Raw genomic sequence first — 19,554 nt, forward strand, 5'->3', positions numbered from 1 at the left:
GCGACGGGTGGACATGGCAGCGCTTTGGCGGCACGGCGACGGCGCTTCTTCCCCACCACCGCGGGTCTCCAGCTCATGACGCAACAGCCTGAAAGCCGCCGCGGCCTGATCCACGGCGCCACCGCCTATGGCTTGTGGGGGCTGCTGCCGCTCTATTTCCACCTGCTGGACCAGGTCGACGCAGGCGAGATCGTGGCGCAGCGGGTGCTATGGTCGGTCGTGCTGCTGGTGCCGATCGTGCTGGCGCTGGGGCGTCGCGCCTCCTCGTGGGCGGTGCTGCGCAATCCGCGCACCATGGCGATGCTGGCGGCGAGCGCGGTGCTGATCGCGGCGAACTGGCTGCTCTATGTCTGGGCGGTGCTGCACCACCAGGTGCTGGCCGCGAGCATGGCCTATTTCCTGAACCCGCTGCTCAACATCGCGATGGGCGTGGCGCTCCTGGGCGAGCGGCTGACGCGGGCGCAGGCGGTGGCGGTGCTTCTCGCCGGGGCGGGCGTGGCGGTGCTGGCGCTGGGTGCGGGCGGTGCGCTGTGGATCAGCCTGACGATCGCGCTGAGCTTTGCCTTCTACGGCCTGATCCGCAAGCTGGCGCCGGTCGAGGCCTTCGAGGGGCTGACGATCGAGACGCTGCTGCTGGCGCCGTTCGCGCTGGCCTATCTTGTCTGGCTGTCGGGCCACGGTGGCATGAGCTTCGGCCGGGAGGGCGGGACCACGGCGCTGCTGGTGCTGGCGGGGGCGGTCACCACGGTGCCGCTGCTGCTGTTCGCGGCGGCCGCGCGCGAGCTTCGCATGGCGACGCTGGGCCTGCTCCAGTTCCTGGCGCCGACCATGCAGTTCCTTTTGGCGATCACGCTGTTCGGCGAGCGGCTGGACCTGACAAAGCTGCTGAGCTTCGGGCTGATCTGGGCCGGGCTTGCGGTCTATGTCGGCGGCAGCGTCCTTGGCCGCACCCGGCGTGATGCCGTCGCCTGACGGGAAAGGGGCCGGCAGGCGCCGGCCCCTCCCGACTTAGCGGCAGACCACCTCGCGACGATCCAGCGAGCGGCCGAGCAGTGCGCCGCCCGCACCGCCGATCAGCGTCCCCAGCAGCTGCGAGTCGCCGTTGGTGAGGATGTTCCCCAGCACGCCACCGGCCAGGCCGCCGACGATCAGTCCGGTCGTGCCGTCCGTGCGGCGGCAGTAGTAGCGGCCGTTGCTGCCGCGATAGATGCGGTCGTTCCGGCTGAGGTAGCGCGGCTGGTAGTAGTTGCCGCCGCGATAGTAGCGATCGGCATAGTAGCGGCCCTGGCCGCGCTCGTATCGGTTGTAGTCGTAGTTGCGGTACTGGCGCCAATCGCGCTGGTTTTGGGCGGCGCGGCGGCGGTCGTCGCGGCGGGCGTCCCGACGTTCCTCGGCGCGGCGCTCGTTCCAGCGGCGCTCGTTCCGCTCGCGCTGCTGCCGGGCGCGGGCATTGCGATAGTCCTGATCGCGCCATTCCTGCGCGGCCGGCGCCGCGGACGCGGCAGCGGGGATGGTGGGAAGAACCATGGCGGCCATCAGGCCGGCGATCAGGGGGATACGCATCAACTGTCTCCACTTAAACTAGTGGGTGGAGAACGGGGATCGAGGTGCCGGGTTGCGTGAACGGCAAACTACCTTCCGTTCATGCACAGGCCAGTAGAGACCTCAGCTGCGTCGGGAAACGGTGGAAAGCTGGTGAGCCCTCATGAGAGCAGTTCAGGTACACTTTTAACGATCCATGTGTCGGCGAGCATTTCAACAAGTGGAAGCGCCGCGAAGAAGTATCCAAAGACCCAAGTCGCTGTTGATGCTTCTTTGGACCTCCATAACACCACCGCGCTCCAGACGGCCCCGACGCCATAGGTAACGGGCGCGAGAGCCAGATAATATCCGCTCGGCTTCAAGGCCTTGAGCAATCCCAAAGCAAGCATTGCGCTTTGAACCGCTGAAACACCCAGGAAGATCAGGGTGACGTTCTTGCGTGTCATCCCCTTGTTAAGGCGGTCCTCAGCGGAACCCGGCTTCGCAATCCATCCCATGTCGGAGAAGGTGCCCTAGCCTGTAAGGTGGCGCAAGGTGCGCAACCGGGCGTCACCGGCCGTTACCGTTATGCTTTGCAACCTAGTCCCGGTCTGCCGAGCCGAGTGCCTCTGCAATGCCCGCAGCGGCTTCTCGCAGCATCGCTTCGGATTGCGCGGCGGCTTTCAGGAAGTCCGCCTGGGAGGCGGGCGTATAGTTGCAGCCGACGAACAGATGGTCGGCGGGGGGTGACGGGGGCGCTTCGCCGCCGAACGCCTTGGCCAGCGCCGCCTCGATCGAACCGCCGGTCGGTTCATAGGCGCCGAGCATGGGTCCGGTCTCGGGGTCCACGAAGCGGTAATATTGCTCGGTGACCTTGATGGGCGCGCGCTCCATCTTCTGCGCGGCGATGAAGGCCGCCGCCTTGTCGCGCGGCCAGAACGTCACAACCCAGTCTTTCAGGAAATAGACGGTGGAGACCTGCTCCCCCAGGAACGCGACGGGCTTGGAGAGCGTGTAGCCGTAGAGGCCGATCACGCCCTTTGTCTCCTCGCTCTCCTTGATCTCGCGCATCCAGGCGGGCCCCTTGCCCTGGAGGAACAGCGCGGTGGCGAAGGCGACCGCGGCCGGATGGGACCGGCAGCTGAGCGCATCGCCCAGCGTCTCGGGCGTGAGGGGGATGTCCTCGTCCTCCACCGCGTCCTCGGTCGCCTCAGGCTCGGCCTCGTCGGCCTGGGCGAGCGCGGGCACGGGCAAGGCAAGCGAGAGCGGAAGCAGCAGGCGCAGCAGATTCGTGTTCATCAACCAACCTGTCGAACGGAGGCCGGCCGACCCGAGCGCGGGCGCACGGGTCGGCCGTGTGGATCAGGCGGCGATGCGCTCGCTGCCCGGGTAGGCGAACAGCAGGTCGGCGCCTTCGCCGGCCTCGACCTGCGTGGTGCCGGTCAGCGTCAGGCACTCTCCGGCCTTGAAGGGCGTGCCGTCGGCGGTGCCCTCGCCGGTGACGGGCACGAGCCAGCCGGTGGTGCCTTCCGGAAGCGTCACGGTGCGCTGGCCGGCGGGCCAACGCTCCAGCACGAACTTGGGGCCTTCGACCAGGATGGTGCGGTCCTCGGAAATCTTGCCGGGTGCCGCCGGGGCGACGAAGGGCACCGCGTCCGACACGGCGACGCCGTCGTCGAGGTGCAGCTCGCGCGGGCGGCCATAGTCGTAGAGGCGATAGGTCGTCTCGGAGTTCTGCTGGATTTCGATCAGGGTGATGCCGGCGCCGATCGCATGGACGGTGCCTGAGGCGGAATAGAAGAAATCGCCCGCCTTCACCGGCTTCCAGTCGAGCTTGTGCTCGATCGAGCCGTCCTCGGCCGCGGCGCGCAGCTCCTCGTGGCTCATGGGGGCGAGGGTGCCGAGCGCAATGGTCGAATCCGGCTCGGCGGCCAGGATCACCCAGCATTCGTCCTTGCCGCGCGGAAGGCCGCGGGCCTGCGCCTGGGCGTCGTCGGGATGGACCTGCACCGACAGCTTCTCGCTGGTGAAAAGGTACTTCACGAGCAGGTCGGGGGTCGAATCACCGGGCGACTTGAACCAGACTTCGCCGATCGGATCGCTGCCCGGCGCCGGATCGGGAAAGCCGGGCCACAGGTCGTGGCGGCCCCAGGGCTTTTCGACGCGGTGGGTTTCGAGCATCGTGGCGGGCAAAGTGCTTCTCCGTTTCAGGGCAAATCCAGGGGCTGGACGCGCGGCGAGCGCGCCGTGCGTCCGATCGGTTCCACGTTGCGCGAAAGCTATTGTTCGCGCCACCCCTAAGCGGCTAGACGCATGCCATGCGTAAGTCCCTGTTCCGTGCAAGCACGCTGGTCCTGTTCGCCGCTGGAGCGGCAACCCTCTCCGGCTGCGCGCGCAGCGGGGGCGGCTCCTCCGACACGCCCTATGTGGCGCGCGACGTGGGCACGCTCTACACCGCGGCGAAGAACCGCCTGGATCGCGGGCAGTACAAGCTCGCCGCCGGCCTGTTCGACGAGGTCGAACGCCAGCATCCCTATTCGGTGTGGGCGCGCCGCGCGCAGGTGATGGGCGCGTTCAGCTACTATCTCGACAAGGATTATGCGAAGGCGATTGCCGGCGCGCAGCGGTTCCTGACCGTGCACCCGGGCAACCAGGAAGCGCCCTACGCCTATTATCTGATAGCGCTGTGCTACTACGAGCAGATCGCCGACGTAACTCGCGACCAGAAGATCACCGACCAGGCGATGACCGCGCTGGGCGAGCTGATCCGCCGCTATCCGCAGACCAACTATGCCGCCGACGCGCGCCTGAAGCTCGACCTGGTCCGCGACCATCTCGCGGGCAAGGAGATGGAGATCGGTCGCTTCTACGAGCAGCGCGGCCAGTGGCTCGCAGCCTCGATGCGCTTCCGCCGCGTGGTGGACGAGTATCAGACCACCACCCATGCGCCCGAGGCGCTGATGCGGCTGACCGAAACCTATCTGGCGCTGGGCGTGCCGGACGAGGCGCGGAAGGCCGCGGCCGTGCTCGGCGCCAACTATCCCGGCACCGAATGGTATGAGCGTGCCTACAAGCTGATGCAGGAGCATGCGCCCCATACCGCGGCCGCCAAGGACGCCTGACGCGCGGCGGCAGCCCCTGGCGATGAGGACGGATCGATGCTGACGGCGCTGTCGATCCGCGACGTGGTGCTGATCGAGGCGCTGGACCTGGAGTTCGGCGCCGGGCTGGGCGTGCTGACCGGCGAGACCGGGGCGGGCAAGTCGATCCTGCTCGACGCGCTGGGCCTGGCGCTGGGCGCGCGCGGCGACACCGGGCTGGTGCGCGACGGTGCGACCCAAGCGGTGGTGACCGCGAGCTTCGAGGCGCCGGCTGCGGGCACGCCGCTCGCCACCATCTTCGAAGACAATGGGCTGGAGCTGGAGCCGGGCGAGCCGCTGATCGTGCGGCGGCTGGTGAAGCGCGACGGCGGCAGCCGCGGCTTTGTCAACGACCAGCCGGCGTCGGCGGCGCTGCTGCGCGAGATGGGCCAGCATCTGGTCGAGGTCCACGGGCAGCACGACGACCGGGGGCTGTTGAACCCGCGTGGCCACCGCGCCCTGCTCGACGCCTTTGCGCGGATCGACGTGCGGGAGGCGAGCGCCGCCTATCGCAAGTGGCGCGATGCCGAGGCGGCTCTCGGCGAGGCACAGGCGGAGATCGAGACCGCCCAGCGCGACCGCGAGTGGCTGGAGCACGCCGTCGCCGAGCTCGACGCACTCGCGCCCGAGCCGGGCGAGGAGGAGGCGCTCGCCGACCGCCGCCGGCTGATGCAGCGCGCCGAAAAGGCGTCCGACGATCTGCGGGCGGTGGAGACCCTGCTGGAAGGATCGGGCGGTGGCCTCTCGCAGCTGCGCCAGGCGGCGCGGGTGCTCGAACGGCTGGGCGACGACCATCCGGCGCTCGCCGAGGCGCTGGCGGCGGTCGACCGCGCGGTGATCGAGGGCGCGGTGGCCGAGGACCGGCTGCGCGAGGCGCGGGCGGCATTGGCGTTCGATCCGCGCGCGCAGGAGGACGACGAGGCGCGCCTGTTCGAGCTGCGCGGGGTGGCACGCAAGCACCGCGTGCGGCCGGACGAACTGGCCGAGCTGGCCGACGAGCTGCGCGGGCGGCTGCGGCGGCTGGAGTCGGGTGAGGAGGGGATCGCGGCGCTGGTGGCCGAGGTCGCGACGGCGCGCGCCGCCTATGATGCGGCGGCCGAGGCGCTGACCGAGCGGCGGACGACGGCGGCGGGCGCGCTGGATCGTGCCGTCGCGGGGGAGCTGGCACCGCTCAAGCTGGAGGCGGCGCGGTTCCGCACCGTGGTGGCGACGCTCGCGCCCGAGCAATGGTCGACTGCGGGCAAGGACCGGGTCGAGTTCGAGATCGCGACCAATCCGGGCACGCCATTCGCGCCGCTGATCAAGATCGCGAGCGGCGGCGAGCTGTCGCGCTTCATCCTGGCGCTGAAGGTCGCGCTGGCCGAGGAAGGCGGCGCGGGGACGATGGTGTTCGACGAGATCGACCGCGGCGTCGGCGGGGCGGTCGCCTCGGCGATCGGCGACCGCCTGGCGCGGCTGGCGGAGCGGACCCAGGTGCTGGTGGTGACGCACAGCCCGCAGGTCGCCGCGCGCGGGCGCCGGCACCTGCTGATTGCCAAGCGCAGCGACGGGCTGGTGACGCGCACCGGCGTGACCCCGCTGAACCCGGACGAGCGGCGCGAGGAGATCGCGCGGATGCTGTCGGGCGCGGAGATCACGGACGAGGCAAGGGCGCAGGCGGCGCGGCTGATCGGGGCGGCCTGAGGGGCGGGGAACGACTGCTAGCGCCCAGTTGCGGATATTTGTGCCCTGCGACGCCTCGCTCCGGTGCAGACGTTCCGCGTTGCACAAGGAGGCACCGGCGCTAAGGTGCTAAATTGCCCCGCCGACGCCACCACGCCGATTGGACGGCGCACCAGCAACGTGGGTGTCTGATGCAACGTTCGACCAGTTCTTCGTTGAAGATTATCTTCTACAGCATCGTATGCGCGACCGGTGCGTGGTCTCCGGCACTGCCGATGCCTTGGCGGTTCATCTGGGGCGCCACCTCATGCATCTCGTTGATGCTACTGATCCGTTGCATCCGACGACGCCCATGTCACCATGGGTTTATCAACCAGCGCGGGGCGACCTTCTATCCATGGGTGATAGATCCCTGCCCGAAGTGCGGTTTGAGTATCGACGAAGAGGCCGGGGCAAGTCGTGACGGCTTCGCCGGGAACGACCGCTAACGCCCAATGTCGGTCATTCAGCGTGCTGACCGCAGCGGCTCAAAGCCGCCGCTCGTTCAGGTCGTGAGGCAATGGCATTGTCGTTCAACGAAGCTGATACCCACGAGCTTTCAACTCACGCTTAAGATCAGACCAATACCCAGACCAAGGTTCGAGATCGTCGTTTATGCAGGTCCGTTTCACTTGCAACTTGGCCGTACGCTGTCCCGGCTCCCCATCGGCTTCGATGCCGACGCTAACCTTGGCGCTCTGCAGCCCTAAGGTAAGAGACTCCCGTACTCCCTTCTCTGACGTCATGCCGACCTGCCACGTTGTCATATTGATGAGCTTTGATATTCTTTCGAAGTCGTCACCGAGCTTATCGATGTTGTCGTCCGGTAAAATGATTGTTGCTCTTGCGAGCACTCGCGCTCGCTCCGGATCGCTGCAGATCGTATCGACGATCATGTTTTGCGGCACCGGTGCAGCGAACCACAGCGTAACGGGAAGGATCAGCGATAGCATCTCGCACGCATATCCTAGTAACCGAAGCCTCCGCAAACCGCGAGACAGCCGTTATTTGCACGGGCTCTGGAACGGCGGCTTTCCCAACTTGCGCACCCAAAGCCGCCGGTCGGCTTTCCACCCATTTCCGGACGTTCGTTTGCGTGTGGGGCCAGACGCGCAGGGGCTTGCAGGAGCGGCGGAGCGAGGCGCGGAGCTTGGGGGTCTGGGCTCCTGTTTTCGCGGGAGCACGGGGCGATGGATGCTGACGTTTCGTCAGGATCATGGTGGGTAAGGGGGGGCTTCCCGCTTGTACCCCGGCGGAGGCCGGCGTCTAGGTGGGGGGCGTAGTTCGGGCGTGCTGTGCCTCACAGCAGCTATTCCAACTGGGCCCCGGCCTTCGCCGGGGTACGAAGGGGTACAGGGGTTCGGGACGCAGTGCTTTGGCCTTGCGCCATCCTGTTCTAGGGTGCGGCTTTCCCCCCTTCTGCCGGAAGTCGTCGATGCGTTCCTTGCTGCTTTGCCTGCCGTTGCTGTCCCTGGTCGCGGCCCAGCCTGCGGAGGCGCAGGCCGCGGCGCCTGCCGAACAGGCGGCGCTCTCGCCCGAACAGGCGGCGATCAAGGCGCATGTCGCGTTTCTCGCGTCCGATGCGCTGCGCGGGCGCGAGGCGGGAACGCCCGACTATGACGTCGCCGCCGAATATGTCGCGTCGCAGATGCTGGCGGCCGGGCTGACGCCGGGCGGCGCGAACGGCAGTTGGTTCCAGCCGGTACCGCTGGTGGCGGCCAAGCCCGCGGGCGAGCCGGTGATGGCGCTGACGGTCGCGGGCAGACAGGTGCCGATGGCGTTCGGCACCGACTGGACGATACGGGTCACGCCCTATGCCGAGCGCATCGCCACGTCCGCGCCGGTGGTGTTCGCGGGCTATGGCATCGTCGACAAGGCGTCGGGACGCGACGACTATCGCGGGCTCGACGTGCGCGGCAAGATCGTCGCGATCCTGTACAGCGGGCCCAAGGGGCTCAACAGCGAGATCGCGGCGCATCTGGGCAATCGGCTGGACCGCGCACGGCTCGCCAAGGCGCATGGCGCGGTGGGCGTGGTGGTGATCGAGACCAGCCAGATCCACCAGGTGTTCCCGTTCGAGGCGATGGCCGAGGGCTGGGACACGCGCGGGGTCACCTGGGCGGATGCGGCGGGCAAGCCGCGCGACGCCGGTGTCCCGACGCTGGGCGTGCTGAGCTTTGCCGGTGCCGACAAGCTGTTCGCGGGATCGAAGATCCGCTGGAGCGATGTGCGCGCGGCGGACGATGCGGGCAAGAAGCTGCCGACCGGCCCGCTCGCGGCGACGCTGTCGACCGAGCAGCGCTTCACCGTGGAGCAGGTGCCGAGCGCCAACGTGGTCGGCATGCTGCGCGGTTCGGATCCGGCGCTGGCGAACGAGGTGGTGGTGCTGTCCGCGCACCTCGACCACATCGGCGTCACCAAGCCGATCGAAGGCGATGCGATCAACAACGGCGCGCTCGACAACGCGATCGGCATCGCCTCCATGCTGGAGGTTGCCAAGGCATTCGGCGCGGCGGGCACGCGGCCGAAGCGGAGCCTGTTGTTCGTGGCGGTCACCGCCGAGGAAAAGGGGCTGATCGGCTCCGACTATTTCGCGGTGCACCCGACGGTGCCGAAGGAAGCCGTGGTCGCCAACGTCAACCTGGACATGCCGATCCTGACCTATCGCTTCGTCGACCTGGTCGCGTTCGGCGCGGACCGGTCGAGCATCGGCCCGGCGGTGGCGGCTGCGGCCAAGGCGCGCGGGTTCGCGCTGGTGCCGGACCCTGCGCCCGAAGAGGCCGATTTCGTACGCACCGATCACTACAGCTTCGTGCGTCAGGGCGTGCCTTCGGTGTCGCTCAACCCGGGGCCGGGCGGGCCGGGGGCGGCTGCAACCAAGGCGTTCCTGGAGAACAACTATCACCAGCCGTCCGACGAGATCGGACTGCCGATCGACTGGCAGGCGGCGGAGGCGTTCGTCGACGTGAACCAGGCGATCGTCCAGACGCTCGCCGACGCGCCCGACCGGCCGCGCTGGAACCGGGGCGATTATTTCGGGACGCTCTATCACGGGCCGATGGCGAAATAGGGTGGGCCCTTCCTTTCCGTTTGCCTCGAGTAGCCGTCGCGCTTGTCGAGACGGTGTATTGAGAGGTCGGTTGTTGGGGCTCTCTCGATACGGGCTATCGACAAGCTCGATCCCTACTCGAGACAAACGGAAGTGAGGGGCGGTCGTGATGATGATCGGTCGAGGTTAGGATGCGGATGCTGGTGTTCGGCCTGGGCTATGCCGCGGGGGTCGCTGCCGACCGGCTGCGCGCGCGTGGCTGGCGAGTGATCGGGACGAGCCGGGATGGGCGCGAGGGGACGGTCGCGTTTGCCGACGAAGATCGTGTGCGGTTCGAGATCGCGGCGGCCGATGCGGTGCTGTCGAGCGTGCCGCCGGCCGAGGACTCCGATCCGGTGCTGGAGGCCTATGGCGGCGCGCTGGCCGCGCGGGGGTGCTGGCTGGGCTATCTGTCGTCCACCGGCGTCTACGGCGATGCCGGGGGCGGCTGGGTGGACGAGAGCGCGCCGCTGGGCGGGCGGCGGCCGGCGCGGGTGGCGGCGGACCGGGCGTGGCTGGGGCTGGGCGCGCGGGTGCTGCGGCTTCCGGGGATTTATGGGCCGGGGCGCTCGCCGCTCGACCGGGTGCGGTCAGGGGCTGCGCATCGGGTGGACCTGGCCGGGCAGGTGTTCAGCCGGGTGCATGTCGAGGATATCGCCGCCGGGATCGCGGCGGCGCTGGATGCACCGGCGGGAGCCTACAATCTCGCGGACGACCTGCCGGCGGACCAGAATGCCGTCGTCGCCTATGCCGCGCGGCTTCTGGGAGTGGCGCCGCCGCCGTTCGTGCCGCTCGAAAGCCTCTCGCCGATGGCGCGGGGCTTCTATGCCGAGAACCGGCGGGTGGCGAACGGGCGGGCGAAGCGGGTGCTCGGCTGGCGGCTGCGCTATCCCGATTACCGGTTCGGCCTGCGCGCGCTCAATGCAATGACCAGTCCGGCGAGCACCAGCAGTGCGCCGGCGCCGGCGAGCAGCGACCAGCGATAGCCCTCGAACAGGGTCGAGAGCAGCATCGCGATCACCGGCACGACGACGCCGTTGTAGGCTGCCTTGGCCGGGCCGATCGCGCGGATGATGCCGAAGTAGAGCGCGAACGCGATCGCCGAGCCGAAGATCGCGAGATAGAGGATGCCCGCGACATAGGCCCAGCGCCAGTCGAACACCGGCGGGCCGACGGTGGCGGTGGCGAAGGCGGCGTCCATCGCCGCGCCCATCAGCATCGCGATGCCCAAGACAGGGGCCATCGGGTAGCGCTTCGCGGTCTTGGTCGCCTGCATGACGTTGGCGACCGAGGCGCAGAGCACGCCGGCGAGCGTGATGCCCATGCCCAGCAGCACCGTGTCGCTGTCCGCCGCCGCCTGGCGCAGTTCGTGGACGAACAGCAGCGCGACCCCGGCCATGGCGATGCCCGAGCCGACCAGCAGCTGGCGGCCCATGCGCTGGCCGAGGAAGATGCGCGCGAGCGTCGCGTTGGGGACGATCAGCAGCGCATAGACCACCGCCACCAGCCCCGAGGTCACGGACTGTTCGGCGCGATAGACGAAGTTGAAGTTAAGGCAGAACTGGGTGAGCGCGAGCACGGCAGCGAAGCCCCAGCCGCGCGCGTCGAGGCGCAGGGAATCGCGCCGCAGCAGCGCCCACACCAGCATGGCGATCCCGCCCACGCCGAAGCGATAGGCGACCGACCAGGTCGGCGGCACCACGCCCAGCTGGTCGCGGATGACGATCCAGGTCGACCCCCAGATCAGCGTCACAATCCCGAACGGGATCAGCACGCCGAGCGTGGCGGAACGCGGCGTCTCGCCGGCGGGGACGGGCGTGGTCACAGTGCCGCGATGGCTTCTGCGAGCGGGCGGATCTGCTCCTCGGTCTGGTCCCAGGAGGTGACGAGCCGGATCTCGCCCGGCGCCCAGTCGTAGAAATCGAAGCCGAGCGCGCGCAGCGACGCGGCTTCCGCAGGGGTCGCGCGGAGGAAGACCTCGTTCGCCTCGACCGGGTGGACGAGGCGGTCGCCGGCCGCGCGGGCGAGCAGCGCGGCACCTGCATTGGCGGCACGCGCGTTGGCGAGCCAGAGGTCTTCCTCCACCATCGCCAGGATCTGCGCGGCGAGGAAGCGGCCCTTGGACGCGAGCAGGCCGGCGCGCTTGCGGCGGTATTTGGTGGCGGCGGCGAGCTCGGGCTTGAAGAACACCAGCGCCTCGGCGCTCATGCCGCCGTTCTTGATGAAGCCGAAGCTCAAGGCGTCGACGCCGGCCTTCCAGGTGACCTCGGCCGGGGTGCAGCCGAGATGGGCGACCGCGTTGGCGAAGCGCGCGCCGTCCATGTGGAGGCCCAGGCCGCGGGCGCGGGTGATCGCGCCGATCTCGGCCACTTCGGCCGGCGTGTAGACCAAGCCGTATTCGGTGGCGTTGGTGATCGAGACGGCGTGCGGCTGCACCCAGTGGACGCCGGCCGCGACGCGGTCGAGCCGCTCGGTGAGGGTGTCGGGCGTGAGCTTGGCGCCGGGGCCTTCGACCAGCAGCAGCTTGGCGCCGTGAGTGTAGAATTCCGGCGCGCCGCCCTCGTCGTTCTGGATGTGCGCGTCGGCGTGGCAGACGACCGCGCCGTGCGGCGGGCACAGCGCCGCGAGCGCGAGGCAATTGGCGGCGGTGCCGGAGGGGACCCACAGCGCCGCAACCTCGGTCTCGAACAGTTCCGACAGCCGGCCGTCGAGCGACTGGCTGAGCGCATCGCCGTCATAGGCGGTGTCAAGCCGGTTGGCGGCGAGGATCGCGTCGATCACCTGCGGGCAGGCGGCGGCGGCATTGTCGGAAAAGAAGCGCATTCCAGCGCCTTGGGCGGGGCCGCGGCGGAGGTCAACGGGGAGTTTTTTAGGCGTGGAAAGCGATTGACCTTCACCGACGCTGCAGGTGCGCGACGCCGGAGCCGTCGGCAACGCTGGCACTCCCGGCAGCCGTCATCCCGGCGAAGGCGAGACCTTTGCGAAGGCGCCTGCCGTACCCCTGCGCAGGCAGGCGCCCAGGGCCACAAGTCGTTGTCCTGCTTGGCCCTGGCCCCTACCTGCGCAGGGGTACGGGGACTCGGGAACGGTTGTCTCGCCTTTTGCAAAGGTCCGGCGAAGGCGGGATCCGCCGGGCCACAGGCGCGAGCGGAGGCGTGGATCTCGGCCTTCGCCGGGATGACGAAGAAGGCAGACGGACGGCAGCTCGCGCCCAGTAGCGGATGTTCCTGTTGCTGCTTAGGATCAGGGCATGACGCCCTTCACCGAGGCCGAGCTACTTGCCGACAGCGCAGAGTATCTCGCACAGCTTGAGGCTTCCGGCCGACTGGGTGCAGCAGAGCCACGGGTCTGCCACCACTTCTTCCCGTTAGATGGCGCTTCCGAGGACGCCTACCTGCCGGCGTTGCCAAGCGCGCTCGCCGAACTCGACCCGGATGCTTTGATCGCCGTCATCGGCGATCCGGTAGGGGTCGAGTTGTGGCAGCTCGTTGAGCCAGATCGCAACTGGCTCACGGGCCAAATCCGCGCGTTCCATTTGGCGGCTGTGTCGTGCTCTGCCGTCTATGCTGGATGGTCTTACGAGCCTGAGCGGGAACGGACGAACGGCAGCTAACCCCGTCCAGCCGTTCCGTTCCTGCCGTTCGGTTCGCTCACTCCTCCTCCTCGAAGCGGCGAGCGTCGGGTTCCCGTGGCGGCGGAGGGCCGCGGCGGTCGCCGCCGCCGCGTTCCACCTGGATGCCGCCGTCGCGGTCGAAGCGGAGGTTGAGGCCCATGCCCTGGACCTGGTCCTCGATCGTGTCGCGGGCCTGGTCGATCGTCATGCCTGCCTCGTCCAGCGCATCGCCGGCGGCGTCGAGGCTGTTGTCGGTCGTCTCCTCGACGTCCTCGTTCACTTCCGGCGGCGGAGGCGGCAGCGGCACGCCCAGCGCTTCCGTCATGAAGTCGCGCCAGATGCGTGCGGGCAGACCGCCGCCGGCGAGGCCGGGATTGGGCGTGTTGTCGTCGTTGCCCAGCCACACGCCGGTGACGATGTCGCCGGCATAGCCCACGAACAGCGCGTCGCGGGAATCCTGAGTGGTGCCGGTCTTGCCGAACGCCTCGATCGGCAGATTCGCCTGGTGGCCGGTGCCGCGGATCGAGGCGGCGAGCAGTTCGCGCATGCCCTCCAGCTCGCGGCGGCCGAGCGGGCGGCTGCTGTTGCGCAGCCGCTCGAACCAGCTGGTCTGCTCCTCGTCCTTCAAGCCGTGGGGGCGGACCGGCGCCTCGCCCGCAGCGATGGCGGCATAGGCGGCGGTGAGTTCGAGCAGCGAGACGTTGGCGGTGCCAAGCGCGATCGTCGCCTCGTTGGGGATCGGCGTCGAGATGCCGAGGTCGCGGGCGGCACGGATGACGTTGCGGACGCCGACTTCCTGCGTCAGCCGCGCCGAGGCGACGTTGCTGGAGCGGGCAAAGGCGCGGGTGAGCGGAATGGTGCCGAGATAGCGGCCGTCGCTGTTCTTGGGGCTCCAGTCGCCGATCGTAAGCGGCTCGTCCTGCACAGGGGAGTCGGGGCTGAGGCCCGAGCGCAGCGCCGCGAGATAGACGAACAGCTTGAAGGTGGAGCCGGGCTGGCGGCGCGCCTGCACGGCGCGGTTGAAGGGGCTGGCCTTGTAGTTCTTGCCGCCGACCATCGCGATAACCCGGCCGTCGGGATGCATCGCAACCAGCGCCACCTGGGTCTGGCGAAGCCCGGCACGGCGTACCGCACGTTCGGCGGCGCGCTGGATGCGGCTTTCCAGGGTGGTGGTGACGCGCAGGTCGGTACCGACGCCGCCGGCGCGGTCGCGAGCGGCCGGGATCACCCAGTCTGCGAAATAGGTGCCGCTGGGCAGATCGTCCCCCTTGGCGACGCGCAGCTTGGCCGGCTGTACCGCGCGCGCTTCGGAAGCGGTCAGGAAGCCCGCCGCCTTCATGGTCGAGACGACCACGGCCTGCCGCTCGCGCGCGCCCTTCAGGTTGCCGGTGGGCGCGAGCCGGGAGGGTGCCTTGACCAGCCCGGCCAGCATCGCTGCCTGGGCGGTGGTCAGGTCCTGCGGCTTGCGGCTGAAATAATGCTGGGATGCGGCCGACAGGCCATAGGCGTTGTCGCCGAAATAGACGTTGGAGAGGTAGCGCGAGAGGATTTCGTCCTTGGTCAGCCACGCCTCCAGCCAGAAGGCGATCATCACTTCGCGCAGCTTGCGCGCAGCCGTGCGGTCCGAATCGAGGAACGCGTTCTTGGCGAGCTGCTGGGTGATGGTGCTGCCGCCCTCGCGCACGCCGCCCGACATGGTGTTGTGCACCATGGCGCGCAGGATGCCGCGCGGATCGATGCCCCAGTGGCTGTAGAAGCGGCGGTCCTCGACGGCGAGGAACGCCTGGGTCACGTGCTTGGGGAGCTTGGTCGCGTCCACCGGCTTGCCGATGTTGGCGCCGCGCTGCGCGATCGGCGTGCCCTCTGCCGAGAGCAGCGTGATCGAGGGCGGCAGCGGCGGCTGCAGCGACTTCGACAGGGGAGCGGTGAGTGCCAGCCAGGCGATCGCCAGCACCAGCAGGATGATGCCCGCTGCCACCAGCCGGATCGTCCAGCGCAGCCAGCGGGGGCGGCCGCTCCGGACGGGTGGGGCCGGCGGCGGCGGCGGGGGCGGTGGGGCTCCGAAGCCGCCGTTGCCGCCGAGCGGCGTGGTGGTGCCGGCACCGGTGCCTGCCGCCAGATCGAACTCCGCCAGCGCGGCATCGAACTGTGCCATTCGGGCGCGGCGCTGCTGCTCCAGCTCGCGCAGGGCGGCAGGGGAGCGGCCGACGCGGGCCGGATCGAGCGGGTGGGCCTGCGGAAAGGGATCGTCGTGCATCTGAACAGCTGTGTTACGTGTCTAGCACAGCCTAGGCAAGCGCGGCTGCGCGTTGCGGTGTGTGCGGGCTGGAGCTAGCGCTATCGCAAGACCTTGTTCGCGAAAAGGCACGGCGCATGGTTTCGACGTTTCCGCTTCTCCTGCTGTTCCCCCAGGCGCTTGCCCCCCAGGGCGGCGCGCACGCGGGCTCGCATGCGCATCCATCTTCCGAGCCGTGCGCTGTTTCCGGCCGCCTCCCGGCCGAACTCTCGGGCTGGTCCCGGCCGCAGCCGCTGCGCGCCGCGGCGGCGACGGACGGAAGCTTGCCCGTGCTGACCCTTGGCCGGGCCGCACGCTGCGGCTGGCGGATGCCGGGGCCGGCACTGCGGCAGATGCGCGCGGCGGCGCCGTCGCCTTCGACGTGGCGGAGCCGGGCACCTACCGCGTGGCGCTGGAGCACAAGGGCTGGATCGACGTGCTCGAAGCGGGGCGTTCGCTCGCATCGAGCAAGCACGGCCACGGCCCCGCCTGCACCGGCATCCGCAAGATGGTGGATTTCCGGCTCAAGCGCGGCCGGCATGTGCTGCGATTGTCGAAGCTGGCCGAGGACGAAGTCCGCGTGCTGATCACCCGCGGCTGAGGTCAGGCCTCCAGCTCGACGTCCCAGTAGAGCCAATCGTGCCAGGTGTCGTGCAGATGGTTGGGCGGAAAGCGGCGGCCGTGTTCCTGCAGCTGCCAGTTGGTCGGCCGGATCGGCGCGACGTGGAGCGGCATCGCCGCCTGGCGCGGGGTGCGGCCGCCTTTTCTGAGGTTGCAGGGCGCGCAGGCGGTGACGACATTCTCCCAGGTGGTGCGCCCGCCCTGGGCGCGCGGCACGACGTGATCGAAGGTCAGGTCCTTCGGCGATCCGCAATATTGGCAGGCGAACCGGTCGCGCAGGAACAGGTTGAACCGGGTGAAGGCGGGAAAGGCGGACGGCTTCACATATTGCTTGAGCGCGATCACCGACGGCAGCTTGATCGACGCGGTCGGGCTGTGCACCTCCCGCTCGTAATGCGCGACGATGTCGACGCGGTCGAGGAACACCGCCTTGATCGCGGTCTGCCAGGGCCAGAGGCTGAGCGGATAGTAGCTGAGCGGGGTGTAATCGGCGTTCAGCACAAGGGCCGGGCAACTGTCCGGGTGGCGGATCAGATCGGGATGAAACATGCGTTCCCCTCGCCCTCGTTCCCGGCTGCGTGTGACAGCGCGTGGTGACAAGGGCATGACAGCATGGGCCGCAAGGGGCGGTCAAGGGGGAGTTGCATGATCCGCACCAGTCGCTTCGCGCCAAGCCCCACCGGACGGCTGCACTTGGGCCACGCCTGGTCGGCGGTGCAGGCGCACGCGCTGGCGGGCGACGGCCGCTTCCTGCTCCGCATCGAGGACATCGACCAGGGGCGCAGCCGGCCCGAGCATGTCGAGGGGATCCTGGCGGACCTCGCCTGGCTCGGGCTCGAGCACGACGGGCCGGTGCTGTTCCAGTCGCAGCGGCTGCCGGTCTACGCGCAGGCGCTCGATCGGCTGAAGGCGCAGGGGCTGGTCTACCCCTGCTTCTGCACCCGCGCCGACATCGCGCGCGAAGTGGCAGCAAGCGCGTCCGCCCCCCATGGCAGCGATGGACCGGTCTATCCCGGGACCTGCCGCCAACTCGCACCCGATGCCCGCGCCCGCCGCATGGCCGCGGAGCCGCACGCGTGGCGCATCGACATGGCGCGCGCGGTGGCGGTCGCCGGCCCGCTTGACTGGCGCGATGCCCATGCGGGCGTGGTGCGCGCCGATCCGGAAGCGCAGGGCGACGTCGTGCTTGCCCGCAAGGACGCGGGCGTCAGCTATCACCTGGCCGTGACGGTGGACGACGCCGCGCAGGAGGTGACCGACGTGGTGCGCGGCCGCGACCTGTTTGCGGCGACCCATGTCCATCGCCTGCTTCAGGCGCTGCTCGGCCTGCCCACGCCCGCCTACCACCACCACCCGCTGCTGGTGGGCAGCGACGGGGAGCGGCTTGCCAAGCGAAACGGTGCGCCGACCCTGGAAGCCATGCGGCTGGCGGGCGTCGACGGGCGGGCACTCGCAGGCGAGTTGCGCGCCGGCCGCCTGCCGCTTGGCTTCGCGCTGGCAAGCGCCTAGGCTCCTCTCATGAACACGTTTCTCGTCCTGCTCCTGGTCGCGGCGATGATCGCGACGGTGGTTGCGCTGGTCCGTGGCGTCGTCACGTTCCTGAAGACCTCCGGCGAGGAGGCGCGCGGGCAGGGGCCGAGCGCCGCGAGCGTGAAATCGAACAAGATGATGCAGGCGCGCATCCTGTTCCAGGCGATCGCCATCCTGATCGTGGTGCTGATCCTCTTCGCGGCCGGGCGCACCTAATGGTCAAGCTCAACAAGATCTATACGCGCACCGGCGACGACGGCACGAGCGGCCTGGCGGATGGCTCGCGGGTTGCGAAATCCTCGTTGCGCATGACGGCGATCGGTGACGTGGACGAGGCGAACAGCGCCATCGGCGTCGCACGCACGGCGCTGGGGCAGGGGGTTGTGGAGGAGGCGCTGGCGCGTATCCAGAACGACCTGTTCGACCTGGGCGCCGACGTCGCGACTCCGCTGGCGGAAGGGGAAGCGGCCGGCGCGGCGCTCCGCATCGTCGCCTCCCAGGTCACCCGGCTCGAGCAGGAGATCGATCGCCTGAACGACGCGCTGGGTCCGCTCACCAGCTTCGTACTGCCGGCAGGGGACGCGGCCGCGTCCGCCCTCCACCTCGCGCGCGCCATCGCCCGTCGGGCCGAGCGCAGCGCGGTTGCCGCTACCCAGGATGCGGCGCTCAATCCGCTGGCGCTCGCCTATCTCAATCGTCTCTCCGATTATCTGTTCGTCGCCGCCCGCTGGGTGAACCAAGCCGGGGCCGGAGACGTTCTCTGGGTTCCAGGGGCACAACGGTAGGCGAAGCGGCGGGCGATGCAGGACATTCAGTACGAGCCTGCGCATCCGCCGCTCCAGCATCGCTTCGCCGAGGTGCGCGACTTGAGCGAGGCTCTGGTCGCGCCGCTTTCCGACGCGGATGCAAGCGTCCAGTCGATGCCCGACGCCTCACCCGCCAAGTGGCATCTGGCGCACACCAGCTGGTTCTTCGAAACCTTCGTGCTGCGGGACCATGTGCCGGGCTATACGCTGCACGACCCGCGCTTCCCCTTCCTGTTCAACAGCTATTACGAGGCGGAGGGAAAGCGGCACGCCCGCGCCCGGCGCGGGATGGTGACGCGCCCGACGCTCGCGGAGGTGCTCGCCTATCGCCGCGCGGTGACTGAGGCCGTGCTGGCGAACTGGACGCGCCTGCCACCGCATGCCCTGGAACTGGTCGAGCTCGGCTGCCACCACGAACAGCAGCACCAGGAGCTGCTGCTCACCGACGTCCTGCACCTGTTCTCCGAAAATCCGATCGAGCCCGCGCTGTGGCCGGCGCCGCGCAAGCAGCCGGTCGCGGTCCCGCCGCCGATCGGCTGGATCGAGCATGGCGGCGGCATCGTCGAGGTAGGGCATGACGGCGAGGGTTTCGCCTTTGATTGCGAGGGGCCGCGCCACCGGGCGCTGCTGCACCCCCATGCGATCGCGGATCGTACCATCACCAATGGCGAATGGGCGGCCTTCATCGCCGATGGCGGCTATCGCGAGCCGCGTCACTGGCTGTCGGACGGCTGGGCCTGGGTGCAGCGCGAGGGGATCACCGCGCCGCTCTACTGGGCGGAAGGCGAGGGCGGCGGCTGGACGCGCTTCGGCCTGGATGGGCGGCGCCCGGTCGATCCTGCCGCCCCGGTCACGCATGTCAGCTTCTATGAAGCGGATGCCTTTGCCAGCTGGGCGGGTGCACGCCTCCCGACCGAGCAGGAGTGGGAAGCGGCAGCCGCCGGCGAGCGTGCCGACGGCGGCAACCAGCTGGACGCGGCCGGGCCGGTCGAGCCGCGCCCTGCCGTGGCCGCTCCCGCCTTCTTCGGCGATGTCTGGGAATGGACCGGCAGCGCCTATCGTCCCTATCCGGGGTTCCGCGCGGCCGAGGGAGCCGTCGGCGAGTACAACGGCAAGTTCATGAGCGGCCAGTTCGTGCTGCGCGGTGGCTCCTGTGCGACCCCGCGCGGGCACCTGCGCGCCAGCTATCGCAACTTCTTCTACCCGCACCAGAGGTGGCAGTTCACCGGCGTGCGGCTCGCCAAGGACCTTTGATTCCC

The 19,554-nt window shown here is 69.2% G+C and carries 20 protein-coding genes; 11 read left to right on the forward strand and 9 right to left on the reverse strand.

What is annotated here, in order from left to right:
* The first annotated feature begins 75 nt into the window (after positions 1 to 75).
* Positions 76 to 972, forward strand: coding sequence for an EamA family transporter RarD (gene rarD, locus EO081_RS11225; protein WP_129342001.1), 897 nt, complete (start codon positions 76 to 78; stop codon positions 970 to 972).
* Between the two features lie 36 nt (positions 973 to 1,008).
* Here rarD and EO081_RS11230 read toward each other — a convergent pair whose 3' ends face one another.
* The 4 genes from EO081_RS11230 to EO081_RS11245 form a co-directional block, all read right to left on the reverse strand.
* Positions 1,009 to 1,563, reverse strand: coding sequence for a glycine zipper 2TM domain-containing protein (locus EO081_RS11230; protein WP_129342002.1), 555 nt, complete (start codon positions 1,561 to 1,563; stop codon positions 1,009 to 1,011).
* A 140-nt stretch (positions 1,564 to 1,703) separates the two neighbouring features.
* On the reverse strand, positions 1,704 to 1,988 hold the full coding sequence (locus EO081_RS11235) for a hypothetical protein (protein WP_165284607.1): 285 nt from the start codon (positions 1,986 to 1,988) through the stop codon (positions 1,704 to 1,706).
* Between the two features lie 133 nt (positions 1,989 to 2,121).
* The gene (locus tag EO081_RS11240) at positions 2,122 to 2,820 is read right to left on the reverse strand and encodes a hypothetical protein (RefSeq protein WP_240697641.1); all 699 of its coding nucleotides are present in this window, start codon (positions 2,818 to 2,820) and stop codon (positions 2,122 to 2,124) included.
* A 63-nt stretch (positions 2,821 to 2,883) separates the two neighbouring features.
* Positions 2,884 to 3,714, reverse strand: coding sequence for a class I mannose-6-phosphate isomerase (locus EO081_RS11245; RefSeq protein ID WP_129342004.1), 831 nt, complete (start codon positions 3,712 to 3,714; stop codon positions 2,884 to 2,886).
* A 125-nt stretch (positions 3,715 to 3,839) separates the two neighbouring features.
* Here EO081_RS11245 and EO081_RS11250 point away from each other — a divergent pair, with 125 nt between their 5' ends.
* Complete coding sequence (locus tag EO081_RS11250) at positions 3,840 to 4,643, forward strand: outer membrane protein assembly factor BamD (protein ID WP_129342005.1); 804 nt, start codon at positions 3,840 to 3,842, stop codon at positions 4,641 to 4,643.
* Positions 4,644 to 4,679: 36 nt separating this feature from the next.
* On the forward strand, positions 4,680 to 6,344 hold the full coding sequence (recN, locus tag EO081_RS11255; protein WP_129342006.1) for a DNA repair protein RecN: 1,665 nt from the start codon (positions 4,680 to 4,682) through the stop codon (positions 6,342 to 6,344).
* A gap of 551 nt (positions 6,345 to 6,895) precedes the next feature.
* Here the strand turns inward: recN and EO081_RS11260 are convergent.
* Positions 6,896 to 7,315 (reverse strand): hypothetical protein, encoded by a 420-nt coding sequence (locus EO081_RS11260; protein WP_129342007.1) that lies wholly within the window; start codon positions 7,313 to 7,315, stop codon positions 6,896 to 6,898.
* Positions 7,316 to 7,797: 482 nt separating this feature from the next.
* Between EO081_RS11260 and EO081_RS11265 the strand changes: the two genes are divergently transcribed.
* Positions 7,798 to 9,432, forward strand: a complete 1,635-nt coding sequence (locus tag EO081_RS11265) for a M28 family peptidase (protein WP_129342008.1) — start codon at positions 7,798 to 7,800, stop codon at positions 9,430 to 9,432.
* A 170-nt stretch (positions 9,433 to 9,602) separates the two neighbouring features.
* Positions 9,603 to 10,436: a Rossmann-fold NAD(P)-binding domain-containing protein gene (locus EO081_RS11270; protein ID WP_129342009.1), complete on the forward strand. Its 834-nt coding sequence runs from the start codon at positions 9,603 to 9,605 to the stop codon at positions 10,434 to 10,436.
* Here the strand turns inward: EO081_RS11270 and EO081_RS11275 are convergent.
* Complete coding sequence (locus EO081_RS11275) at positions 10,346 to 11,275, reverse strand: DMT family transporter (RefSeq protein WP_129342010.1); 930 nt, start codon at positions 11,273 to 11,275, stop codon at positions 10,346 to 10,348. The two genes, EO081_RS11270 and EO081_RS11275, sit on opposite strands and share 91 nt — an antisense overlap.
* Positions 11,272 to 12,273 carry a threonine aldolase family protein gene (locus EO081_RS11280; protein WP_129342011.1) on the reverse strand — a complete coding sequence of 334 codons (1,002 nt, stop codon included), beginning with the start codon at positions 12,271 to 12,273 and terminating at the stop codon, positions 11,272 to 11,274. Before EO081_RS11280 ends, EO081_RS11275 begins: the two co-directional genes overlap by 4 nt.
* 427 nt (positions 12,274 to 12,700) lie before the next feature.
* On the opposite strand from EO081_RS11280, the gene EO081_RS11285 reads away from it, so the two are divergent.
* Positions 12,701 to 13,063 (forward strand): hypothetical protein, encoded by a 363-nt coding sequence (locus EO081_RS11285; RefSeq protein ID WP_129342012.1) that lies wholly within the window; start codon positions 12,701 to 12,703, stop codon positions 13,061 to 13,063.
* A 37-nt stretch (positions 13,064 to 13,100) separates the two neighbouring features.
* Here EO081_RS11285 and EO081_RS11290 read toward each other — a convergent pair whose 3' ends face one another.
* On the reverse strand, positions 13,101 to 15,320 hold the full coding sequence (locus EO081_RS11290) for a transglycosylase domain-containing protein (protein WP_240697642.1): 2,220 nt from the start codon (positions 15,318 to 15,320) through the stop codon (positions 13,101 to 13,103).
* A gap of 214 nt (positions 15,321 to 15,534) precedes the next feature.
* Here EO081_RS11290 and EO081_RS11295 point away from each other — a divergent pair, with 214 nt between their 5' ends.
* Positions 15,535 to 15,939, forward strand: coding sequence for a hypothetical protein (locus EO081_RS11295; RefSeq protein WP_129342013.1), 405 nt, complete (start codon positions 15,535 to 15,537; stop codon positions 15,937 to 15,939).
* 2 nt (positions 15,940 to 15,941) lie between these two features.
* Here EO081_RS11295 and EO081_RS11300 read toward each other — a convergent pair whose 3' ends face one another.
* The gene (locus EO081_RS11300; protein ID WP_129342014.1) at positions 15,942 to 16,508 is read right to left on the reverse strand and encodes an HNH endonuclease; all 567 of its coding nucleotides are present in this window, start codon (positions 16,506 to 16,508) and stop codon (positions 15,942 to 15,944) included.
* Positions 16,509 to 16,604: 96 nt separating this feature from the next.
* On the opposite strand from EO081_RS11300, the gene gluQRS reads away from it, so the two are divergent.
* The 4 genes from gluQRS to egtB are packed head-to-tail and all read left to right on the forward strand — an operon-like array spanning position 16,605 to position 19,549.
* Entirely contained in the window at positions 16,605 to 17,468 is an 864-nt protein-coding gene (gene gluQRS / locus EO081_RS11305) for a tRNA glutamyl-Q(34) synthetase GluQRS (protein WP_129342015.1), read from the forward strand.
* A 9-nt stretch (positions 17,469 to 17,477) separates the two neighbouring features.
* A complete protein-coding gene (locus EO081_RS11310) occupies positions 17,478 to 17,705 on the forward strand; it encodes a twin transmembrane helix small protein (protein WP_125961666.1) in 228 nt (75 codons plus the stop codon).
* Complete coding sequence (locus EO081_RS11315; protein WP_129342016.1) at positions 17,705 to 18,274, forward strand: cob(I)yrinic acid a,c-diamide adenosyltransferase; 570 nt, start codon at positions 17,705 to 17,707, stop codon at positions 18,272 to 18,274. Before EO081_RS11310 ends, EO081_RS11315 begins: the two co-directional genes overlap by 1 nt.
* Positions 18,275 to 18,289: 15 nt before the next feature.
* On the forward strand, positions 18,290 to 19,549 hold the full coding sequence (egtB, locus tag EO081_RS11320) for an ergothioneine biosynthesis protein EgtB (RefSeq protein ID WP_129342017.1): 1,260 nt from the start codon (positions 18,290 to 18,292) through the stop codon (positions 19,547 to 19,549).
* Positions 19,550 to 19,554: the final 5 nt, after the last annotated feature.

This window comes from Sphingomonas desiccabilis (assembly GCF_004135605.1).
In the GTDB taxonomy this organism is placed as follows: Bacteria; Pseudomonadota; Alphaproteobacteria; order Sphingomonadales; family Sphingomonadaceae; genus Sphingomonas; species Sphingomonas desiccabilis.